The following is a 9,479-nucleotide window of genomic DNA, read 5'->3' as shown; positions in this document are numbered from 1 at the left end:
GTGTGGGTATTACCCATGTGAGAGTAGGGTGCCGCCAGACTTTTAAATAGATGAGCCCAGCAGTGATGCTGGGCTTTTTTGCTTTCTGGGGTTTTAATTGATTAATATAGATTGGTAAATGAATACTTTAATAGCTTTCAATAAACCATTTAATGTCATAACTCAATTTTCACCGCATGAAAAATATCAGACATTAAAAGATTTTATACAATTACCTAATTTTTATCCTGCTGGACGTTTGGATACTGATAGTGAAGGATTATTATTATTAACGAATAATGGAAAATTACAGTCCAAAATCAGCTCACCAAAATTTAAATTACCTAAAACTTATTGGGTACAAGTTGAAGGTATTATCAACCAACAAGCTATAAATAGACTAAGAAAAGGCGTACAATTAAAAGAATTCCACACAGCGCCAGCTATAGCAAATTTTCTTGATGACCCAAAAGAACTATGGGAAAGAATCCCTCCTATTAGAGAACGCAAAACAATACCTACTTCATGGATTAGCATTACAATCTCAGAAGGAAAAAATCGACAAGTTAGGCGAATGTGTGCTGCTGTTGGTTTTCCTTGTTTAAGATTGGTTAGAGTTCAAATTGGAAAATATAATCTATTTACTCATCAATTACCATTAAGTGATTGGCGCTATATCACAACTCAAGATATTTATTTTTAACAAAAGATTTGAAAAAATAATATTAGTCTCTTTTATTGAATGCATTGGGCTTTATTCTAAAATAAGATAGAATGATCATTAGGAATGATCTTAGGGTAAATTATTTATGTTTGAACAAAAAAAAGAAGGATTTTTCTCTCGCTTAAAAAAAGGTCTTTTTAAGACTAAACAAAATATTGGATCTGGTTTTCTTAGTTTATTTAAAGGCAAAAAGATTGATCAAGCCCTATTTGAAGAACTAGAAGAACAATTGCTTATTGCTGATGTAGGCTTTGATACAACACAAAGAATTATAGATAGTTTAACAAAACAAGCCTCAAGAAAAGAACTGAAAGATGCCGATGCATTACATGAGCTTTTAAAACAAGAAATGAACTCAATTTTAAGTGGCGTAGATAAACCGCTTGATATTAATAGCCACAGTCCTTTTGTTATCTTAATGGTAGGCGTTAATGGTGTAGGTAAAACAACAACAATTGGCAAATTAGCCCGTCAATTTCAACAACAAGGCAAATCAGTTATGCTTGCTGCTGGTGATACCTTTCGTGCAGCGGCTGTTGAACAGTTACAAGTTTGGGGAGAGCGTAATAACATTCCAGTTATTGCACAACATACCAATGCTGATTCAGCATCTGTCATCTTTGACGCAATACAGGCAGCAAAAGCCAAGAAAATAGATGTATTAATTGCTGATACTGCTGGTCGTTTACAAAACAAATCTCATTTAATGGACGAGCTGAAAAAGATAGTACGAGTCATCAAAAAGCAAGATGAAACGGCACCACATGAAATTATGTTAACGATTGATGCAGGCACAGGTCAAAATGCAATTAGTCAAACCAAACTTTTTAATGAAGCTATTGGCGTTACTGGCATGACATTAACTAAACTAGATGGTACTGCAAAAGGTGGAATTATTTTTAGTATTGCAGATCAGTTTAGTATTCCTATACGTTATATTGGTGTGGGTGAAAAAATTGATGATTTAAGACCTTTTGTTGCAGATGATTTTATTAATGCTTTGTTTGATCAAGCAGATGAATAGAGAGAAATCATGATCCAATTTCAACGTGTAAGTAAAGTTTATTCTGGCGGAAAATCGGCATTACAAAATATAAACTTTACGTTATTACCGGGAGAAATGGCCTTTTTAACAGGACATTCTGGTGCTGGTAAAAGCACTTTAATGCGATTGATTTGTGGTTTAGAAAAAGCTAATGATGGAAAAGTGTTATTAAATGGCGTTGACGTTTCGGGATTAAGTAGGCATGAAATGCCGTTTTTACGTCGCACAATTGGGATGATTTTTCAAGATCATCAATTATTAATGGATCATACTGTTTATGATAATGTTGCAATCCCATTAATCATTTTAGGTAAATCAGCGGAAGAAATTCGCAGGCGTGTTTCGGCATCATTGGATAAAGTTGGATTATTAAATAAAATGAAATTTTATCCTATACAGTTATCAGGTGGAGAACAGCAACGAGTTGGCATAGCGCGAGCTATTGTTAATCGTCCTAGTGTTTTACTTGCTGATGAACCTACAGGTAATTTAGATGATAAACTATCCAAGGATATTTTAAAGCTTTTTGAAGAATTTAACCAAGCAGGCGTAACGGTTTTGATGGCGACCCATAATATGGGACTTATTCGTCGCAGACACCATCGAATACTGCATTTAAATCAAGGGCTTTTAGAGGTTAAAAGTTAATGAATTACGCTAATAACAAACCGACTAAATTAAAGAAAAAAGACAATAATAGTTTTTTTTCTCGTTGGAAAAGACAAATTGGCTATGCTTGGCGTAATACTTTTAATGATTTTTCTCAACATATTTTTGCCTCGCTATTGACCGTTTTTGTTATTGCTATTTCAATTACTTTACCGACTATTAGTTACCTTCTTTGGAAAAATGCTAATCAAACTGCAAAACAATGGTATCCAACGCCTAATTTAACGATTTATATTAATAAAGATTTAACCCAAGAACAAACAACTGAATTGATTACTAAACTTAAATCTTATCCTGAAGTTGCTCAAGTTGATTATCTTTCTCGAGAAAAAACAATAGAAGAATTTAAAACATGGTCAGGATTTAGTAATGCATTGGATTTATTAGACGAAAACCCGCTACCCGCAGTAGCTATTGTTATGCCTAAAGAAGAAGCAAAAAAAACAGTTATATTGCATCAATTACAAACTGAATTACTTAAACTTGATGGTATAGATGATATAAAGTTAGATGATAGTTGGTTTACTCGACTAACCGCGTTAACAGACATGATTAAATCTGTTGTATGGATCATCTCGGTATTTATGATTATTGCTGTATCTCTTGTAATAGGAAATAGTATTCGCTTGAATATTTTTGCTAGAAAGCAAACGATTGTTGTCATGCAATTAATTGGTGCAACCGAGGGATTTATTTTACGTCCTTTTCTTTATAGTGGTATTCTTATTGGCTTTATTAGTTCAATTATTTCTTTAATTCTATCGGAAATATTTATTTTTCAAATAGAGTCAATTATATTGAATGTTTCAGATGTATTTGGAACAATAATCAATATCGAAGGGCTATTATGGGATGAAAGCATATTGATCATGCTTATTACTATGATTATAGGATGGTTTTCATCGCTTATTGCGACAAAAAAATATTTAAAAATAACACGAATTACCTAGTTATTTTTCCATAATTAACTAGAATATAAAACAAATTTAATAGCTGTAAATCTTAAGTGAATACTTATTATTAATTGAAAATAAAAAGTATGAACTAATTTATGGTTTGTTGGTCTAAATAATAAATGAACGTTATTTTAACGTTTTTAATTGTTACATTTAATTGATGATGTAACAAAATGACTTAATTTAAGGGGGAATTAAATGAGTACTGATTTAAAAATGCAAGTAGGTGCTTTAATCCCACAAGGAAATATAGAATCATACCTTCGCATGATTAACACCTACCCAATGTTAACTGCAGAAGAAGAAAAATCATTGGGTGAAAAACTTTATTATGATGATGACGTCGATGCTGCTCGCCAGTTAATTTTATCTCATTTACGATTTGTGGCGCATATTGCACGTGGTTATTCTGGTTATGGCTTGCCACAAGCAGACTTAATTCAAGAAGGCAACATTGGTCTAATGAAAGCAGTGCGACGTTTTAATCCGGAAATGGGTGTTCGTTTAGTCTCATTTGCTGTACATTGGATAAAAGCTGAAATCCACGAATATGTATTAAAAAATTGGCGTATTGTTAAAGTTGCGACAACTAAAGCACAAAGAAAGTTATTCTTTAATCTAAGAAAGACTAAACAACGTTTAGGTTGGTTTAGTAGTGCTGAAGTGGATATGGTTGCGGATGAATTAGGTGTAAGCCGTAAAGACGTACTTGAAATGGAATCACGCATGTCTGCACAAGATATGTCGTTTGATATTGACAGCGATGACGATGACAATTCAATTGTTGCACCGGCCCTATACTTAGAAGATAGTAACTCTGATTTTTCCAAATCAATTGAAAATGACAACTGGGAAAATGATGCGACAGATAAACTACATGATGCACTATCACAACTAGACGAACGCAGCCAAGATATTATTAAGGCACGTTGGTTAGATGCTGATGATAGCAAATCAACATTGCAAGTATTAGCTGATAAATACAGCGTTTCGGCTGAACGTATTCGCCAACTTGAAAAAAACGCAATGAAAAAGTTAAGGGTTGCTATCGAAGCATAATTTTTCATTAATATTAACTTCCTAAGCCTTACTTTAAAAAGTAAGGCTTTTTTACAATACAGACAAACAAAATAATAAAAAATTATCGTTTTATTTTAATTTATTATTGTTTTTCGTTTTTCCAATGTTATACTGTGTTCACTTTTTATAAAGAAAAAGGGTCTAAAGATGAATACAGATATAACTAAAACACATTCTCAGTTAAATCAATATTGTCGATTTATGGCATTATTAACATTAATTCCAATTCTAATTTTGTTAGTTAGCGCAATATCTCCATTCTTATATTATTTTTTTGATATATCAAATATTGGACTTGAATTCGCAGGGTTTTCTTTCTTCACTAGTGGGGAAGATTATGTTGATCCTAAATCTTTAGCAGGATGGCAAGCGACTATCGCAACATTAATGGAAACTTCATTAATACTCATTTTAATTTATGCGTTTTATCAACTTAGACTATTGTTTATCAATTACAGTCAATCTGAATATTTTTCAGTAAAATCAGCCAACCATTGTTACATCTTTGGCAAATTACTTGTTTGTTGGGAGGTAATACGTTTTTTATCTGAACCGTTATTAACAATGATCTTAACTTATAATCAAGATGCATCAGCACGTTACTTTTCTATTTCTTTTTCTAGTGATGAAATCATAACGCTATTTATTGCGATTAGTATTATGTTCATTGGTCAAATACTTAAAAAAGCTTGCCAACTAGATGAAGAAAATAAACAATTTATTTAAAAGGAGTCATATGTGCCAATTATAATAAATTTAGACGTCATGCTTGCTAAACGTAAAGTTAAATCAAAAGATTTAGCGGCAACAATTGGTATTACAGAACAAAATTTATCATTACTTAAGCAAGGTAAAGTCAAAGGATTTAGACTCGCAACACTCGAGGCAATCTGTAAACATTTAGATTGCCAACCGGGTGATATATTAGAATATACGAACGAAGAATAGATTATTAACTTATTGCAAGTAATGCGGCTTCTTGTGCGTGAATTAAGGCGGTATCAAAAAAAGGTGTATTGCGATCGGATTGAGAGATTAATAATCCAATTTCAGTGCAGCCTAAAATAACGCCTTCTGCGCCATTTTTAACGAGTTTATCAACAATATTAAGATAGGCCTGCTTAGAATCAGGCTTAATAATACCTTTACAAAGTTCATCATAAATGATCTGATTAATGATATTTCTGTCTTGGGCTTCAGGAATAAGCACATTTAAATTTTTATCGAACAGTTTAGATTTATAAAAGTCCTGCTCCATTGTATATTTAGTCCCTAACAAAGCGACTGATTTAATATTTTGTGCTAGTAAATGTTTAGCGGTCACATCGGCAATATGAATAATTGGAATATTAATTGCTTTTTGGATCTGATCTGCGACTTTATGCATGGTATTAGTACAAATAACAATGAAATCTGCACCAGCAAGTTCCACTCTTTTAGCGGCATCAATTAAAATTTCTGCACTTTTATGCCATTCATTATTGGCCTGACAACTTTCAATTTCTTGAAAATCAACGCTATATAAAATCGTTTTAGCTGAATGCAATCCACCTAATGATTTAGCAATAGTTTGATTAATAACTTGATAATAAGTTGTTGTGCTTTCCCAACTCATACCACCGATTAAACCAATTGTTTTCATTTTTTATATACCTATATAAAATTTATTTATTTTTGTTAACTTGTTTCATTATCTACAATAAACAGTGATAAGTAAATTTACTGCAGGATTATTTATGTTGATAATCAACAATTTTGACTATTTTTTGCTAAATAACCGAATATATATGCTATAAAGTCTATATAAAAATAATAACGTTATAAATATAACCGTTAAGGTAACAATCTCGAATGAAGAAAAGAAAAACACAGTTATGGCTTGTACCGATTATCTATTTTATACTCTCCTTTCCCTGCTTTGCCGAACCCAAGGTGATCCATGTTTTGGTGGCACTATGTGATAACAAATATCAAAAGATAGCACCAGTTCCAAAGGCGATAGGTAATGGTCAAGATCCCAAAAACAACCTTTATTGGGGGGCGGCTTATGGTTTTAAAACCTATTTTGCTAAGCAAAAAGAGTGGCAAGTTGTGCAAATTAATCGTCCCAAATCAGGAATAATATTAGAAGAGATTATTTACAAACACCAAGACAAAGATGTTTATCTAATTGCACAGGCGTATAATGGTAAATATATTAACGATACTGTTGATGATTTTATTGATTATTCAGCAGGCAAAAAGGCAAAAGTATTTAAATTGGATAATAAAACGGTGATAGCAGGGGGAAGTGCAGATCTGGTTGTCTATATTGGTCATGATTCATTAATGGAATGGTCATGGAAAAAATACTTACCTGATAGTTGGCGTTGGAATACATTATCAAAAGAGCAACAAGAAAAACAAAAATCACGTTATGCGGCAGTATTTGCTTGCAAAAGCCAACAATATTTTACGCCACCACTATCGCGCCTAGGTATTACTCCGCTTATTTTGACTTTGCATCGTATGGCGCCCGAAGCGTATAGTGTGCACGCAATGATTAACGGTTGGTTAAATGGCGAATCAAAGGCCGATATCCGGTTAAAAGTGGCTAGTGCCTACAGTCAATATCAAAAACTTAGCAAACCTGCTTTGCATATTTTTACTACCGAATACAGCCAATAAATGGCTCATATTTTGCTTTCAATAATCTTAGTTAAATTGTAAAGGTGCAATAAATGATGACAATACCTAAAATAGTTATCCTAACCGGCGCAGGTATTTCGGCCGAATCGGGCTTATCAACCTTTCGAGCCCAAAATGGATTATGGGAAGGTTATGATGTTAATGACGTAGCAACTTACGAAGGCTATATGCGTAACCCAACAGCAGTACATGATTTTTATAATATGTTGCGCCGTAAATTACAACACCCAAACGTAAAGCCTAATGCTGCTCATTTTGCGCTGGCAGAGTTAGAACAAAAATTAGGTACTGACAATGTCTTAATTGTGACACAAAATGTGGATAACTTACATGAACAAGCTGGATCTAAAAATATTATTCACATGCATGGTGAATTATTAAAAGTTCGTAATGAAAAAACAGGACAAATAATTGATTGCTTTAACGATGTGAATTATCAACAAAACAAACTCATTCGCCCACATATAGTTTGGTTTGGTGAAATCCCCCTACAAATGGAACAAATTTATGATGCGCTTTCGCAAGCGGATTATTTTATATCTATTGGCACATCAGGCAATGTCTACCCTGCGGCGGGATTTGTGCAAATTGCTAACCAAACAAGTGCAAAAACGATTGAACTTAATTTAGAGCCCAGCTTAGGTGAAAGTCTATTTCAAACCAAAATTTACGGACCCGCAAGTAAAGTGGTGCCTGAATTTATAAAAACATTCATCTAGCTATTATTCAAGTTTATCTAAATAATACTTACCGCCCAAATTATTCATTTGGGTACGAATCCATTCTGCTTTTTTTTGAATATTACTATTAGGGTTAACCGGACGCCATTTTCTTGGATTAGGCAAAATCGCTGCCAGCAAACTTGCTTGAGTCGGCGTTAATTGGCTAGCACTAACGTTAAAATAGTGACGAGAAGCCGCCTCAATACCAAAAACGCCCTCATCCCATTCAACGCTATTTAAGTAAATTTCCAGAATGCGTTGTTTAGACCAAGTAAGTTCGATCCAAAGTGTAAACCACGACTCAAATCCTTTACGAACCCAGCTACGTGATGGCCATAAAAAAATATTCTTGGCGACTTGCTGAGTAATTGTACTGGCACCACGAATTTTTTTATTATTTTGATTATGCTTCAAAGCCCGATTAATCGCCTTAAAATCAAATCCCCAATGATTAGAAAAGTTTTGATCTTCGGCAGCAATAACGGCTATTTTAATATTATCAGAAATCTGATCCCAATCTTTCCATGTGCGTTGTTGAGTAATGTTCCAATGAGTGATTTTTCTTTCTACCATCAGCATTGAACCCAAAGGATTAACCCAACGCATTAACACAACAAGCAAAACGGACAATAGCATAAATCCAATTATCGCTTTTTTTGTTATGTTTAAAAATTTTTTGAATAAAGGCTTCATGCTGATTTAGATAAAACAACGTAAAAAATTAGCAAATAAGATACGATATATTAACGTTTTAATAAATAACTTTTTATAAACTCAGCAATTTGAATTGGCTGATTAATATCAAATCTTGGTATATTTGTATCTAACGGCTCATCACTAGCAACCGCCAAAGTACAATCATCAATAAAAAGTGGTTTTTTAACACAGCCTCGGTGACAAATAATTTTAGGGATTTGCTCATCTTTAAACCCCTCAACTAAAATAATATCAACATCAGAAAATTGATTAATTAAAGTCTGCAAATCCACTGATTTATTGGGTGTTTCACAAATTAAAGCGTAGCGGTTATCGCAAGCAACCATTGTTTGTAAAGCACCGGCTTTACGCAATTGATAGCTATCTTTTCCTGGAATATCAAATTCAACATCGTGATGCGCATGTTTTAAAGTCGCCACCTTAAAGCCCTGCTCAACAAGTAGCGAAATCACCTTAGTTAATAAAGTTGTTTTACCACTGCCACTGTAACCACAAATAGCGAGCGTTTTTCTTATATTCATCGTGTTGTGATTCAAAATAGTTAGATTCAATTAAAAACTAATATACACCATTTTTTACGATGAAAAAGCTAAGAGTATATCTATCAAAAAGTGGTCAGGAAAGGTATTGATTTTATTGAGATTTTTGTTTTAAAAAACCTGGATTACACCATGAAGTGCAATTTGTCTTAACTCCTTCGAATAAAAGGAGGCAGGGCTTTTAAACTTATGCCATTTTCTTGGGCGTGAGTTTAATAAATATTGTATTTCCTTTATCTGTTCGTCGTCAACGAATGAAATGGCCGCTGACTTAGGTATAAACTGACGTATTAAGCCATTGGTGTTTTCATTTGTGCCTCTTTGCCAGCTTTTATAAGGCTCCGCAAAGTATACGGTAGT

The 9,479-nt window shown here is 33.3% G+C and carries 12 protein-coding genes and 1 pseudogene; 9 read left to right on the top strand and 4 right to left on the bottom strand.

From position 1 onward, the window contains the following. Positions 1-118 precede the first annotated feature (118 nt). From GQ589_RS10960 to GQ589_RS10930, 7 genes and pseudogenes are all read left to right on the top strand, one after another. Positions 119-682 carry a pseudouridine synthase gene (locus GQ589_RS10960; protein WP_160426160.1) on the top strand — a complete coding sequence of 188 codons (564 nt, stop codon included), beginning with the start codon at positions 119-121 and terminating at the stop codon, positions 680-682. Positions 683-803: 121 nt separating this feature from the next. Further along, positions 804-1,727: pseudogene (gene ftsY / locus GQ589_RS10955) on the top strand (signal recognition particle-docking protein FtsY); the annotation flags it as partial. 9 nt (positions 1,728-1,736) lie between these two features. Continuing rightward, complete coding sequence (gene ftsE / locus GQ589_RS10950; protein WP_160401709.1) at positions 1,737-2,396, top strand: cell division ATP-binding protein FtsE; 660 nt, start codon at positions 1,737-1,739, stop codon at positions 2,394-2,396. Next, positions 2,396-3,367 carry a permease-like cell division protein FtsX gene (gene ftsX, locus GQ589_RS10945; protein WP_160401710.1) on the top strand — a complete coding sequence of 324 codons (972 nt, stop codon included), beginning with the start codon at positions 2,396-2,398 and terminating at the stop codon, positions 3,365-3,367. The genes ftsE and ftsX overlap by 1 nt, the downstream gene beginning before the upstream one ends. A 204-nt stretch (positions 3,368-3,571) precedes the next feature. Then, a complete protein-coding gene (rpoH, locus tag GQ589_RS10940) occupies positions 3,572-4,432 on the top strand; it encodes an RNA polymerase sigma factor RpoH (protein ID WP_160401711.1) in 861 nt (286 codons plus the stop codon). A gap of 168 nt (positions 4,433-4,600) precedes the next feature. Beyond that, the gene (locus GQ589_RS10935) at positions 4,601-5,179 is read left to right on the top strand and encodes a DUF2975 domain-containing protein (RefSeq protein ID WP_160426159.1); all 579 of its coding nucleotides are present in this window, start codon (positions 4,601-4,603) and stop codon (positions 5,177-5,179) included. A 12-nt stretch (positions 5,180-5,191) separates the two neighbouring features. Then, positions 5,192-5,401: a helix-turn-helix transcriptional regulator gene (locus tag GQ589_RS10930; RefSeq protein WP_160412567.1), complete on the top strand. Its 210-nt coding sequence runs from the start codon at positions 5,192-5,194 to the stop codon at positions 5,399-5,401. Positions 5,402-5,405: 4 nt separating this feature from the next. On the opposite strand, the gene GQ589_RS10925 is transcribed toward GQ589_RS10930, so the two are convergent. Continuing rightward, complete coding sequence (locus GQ589_RS10925) at positions 5,406-6,095, bottom strand: aspartate/glutamate racemase family protein (RefSeq protein ID WP_160412569.1); 690 nt, start codon at positions 6,093-6,095, stop codon at positions 5,406-5,408. Between the two features lie 209 nt (positions 6,096-6,304). On the opposite strand from GQ589_RS10925, the gene GQ589_RS10920 reads away from it, so the two are divergent. Both GQ589_RS10920 and cobB read left to right on the top strand, forming a co-directional pair. Continuing rightward, positions 6,305-7,120, top strand: a complete 816-nt coding sequence (locus GQ589_RS10920) for a hypothetical protein (protein WP_160401715.1) — start codon at positions 6,305-6,307, stop codon at positions 7,118-7,120. A gap of 56 nt (positions 7,121-7,176) precedes the next feature. After that, on the top strand, positions 7,177-7,860 hold the full coding sequence (cobB, locus tag GQ589_RS10915) for a Sir2 family NAD+-dependent deacetylase (RefSeq protein ID WP_160412636.1): 684 nt from the start codon (positions 7,177-7,179) through the stop codon (positions 7,858-7,860). 3 nt (positions 7,861-7,863) lie between these two features. Here the strand turns inward: cobB and mtgA are convergent, their stop codons facing one another. The 3 genes from mtgA to GQ589_RS10900 form a co-directional block, all read right to left on the bottom strand. Next, positions 7,864-8,556 (bottom strand): monofunctional biosynthetic peptidoglycan transglycosylase, encoded by a 693-nt coding sequence (gene mtgA / locus GQ589_RS10910; RefSeq protein ID WP_160426157.1) that lies wholly within the window; start codon positions 8,554-8,556, stop codon positions 7,864-7,866. Positions 8,557-8,606: 50 nt separating this feature from the next. Then, the gene (mobB, locus tag GQ589_RS10905; RefSeq protein WP_202115088.1) at positions 8,607-9,101 is read right to left on the bottom strand and encodes a molybdopterin-guanine dinucleotide biosynthesis protein B; all 495 of its coding nucleotides are present in this window, start codon (positions 9,099-9,101) and stop codon (positions 8,607-8,609) included. A gap of 129 nt (positions 9,102-9,230) precedes the next feature. Then, on the bottom strand, positions 9,231-9,479 hold a 249-nt coding region (locus GQ589_RS10900; RefSeq protein ID WP_160426152.1), incomplete at its 5' end, for an IS30 family transposase.

Source organism: Gilliamella sp. Pas-s27, from assembly GCF_009795865.1.
Lineage (GTDB): Bacteria > Pseudomonadota > Gammaproteobacteria > Enterobacterales > Orbaceae > Gilliamella.
The sequence above is the reverse complement of the archived record's forward strand: the minus strand, read 5'-3'. Positions and strand labels throughout refer to the sequence as shown.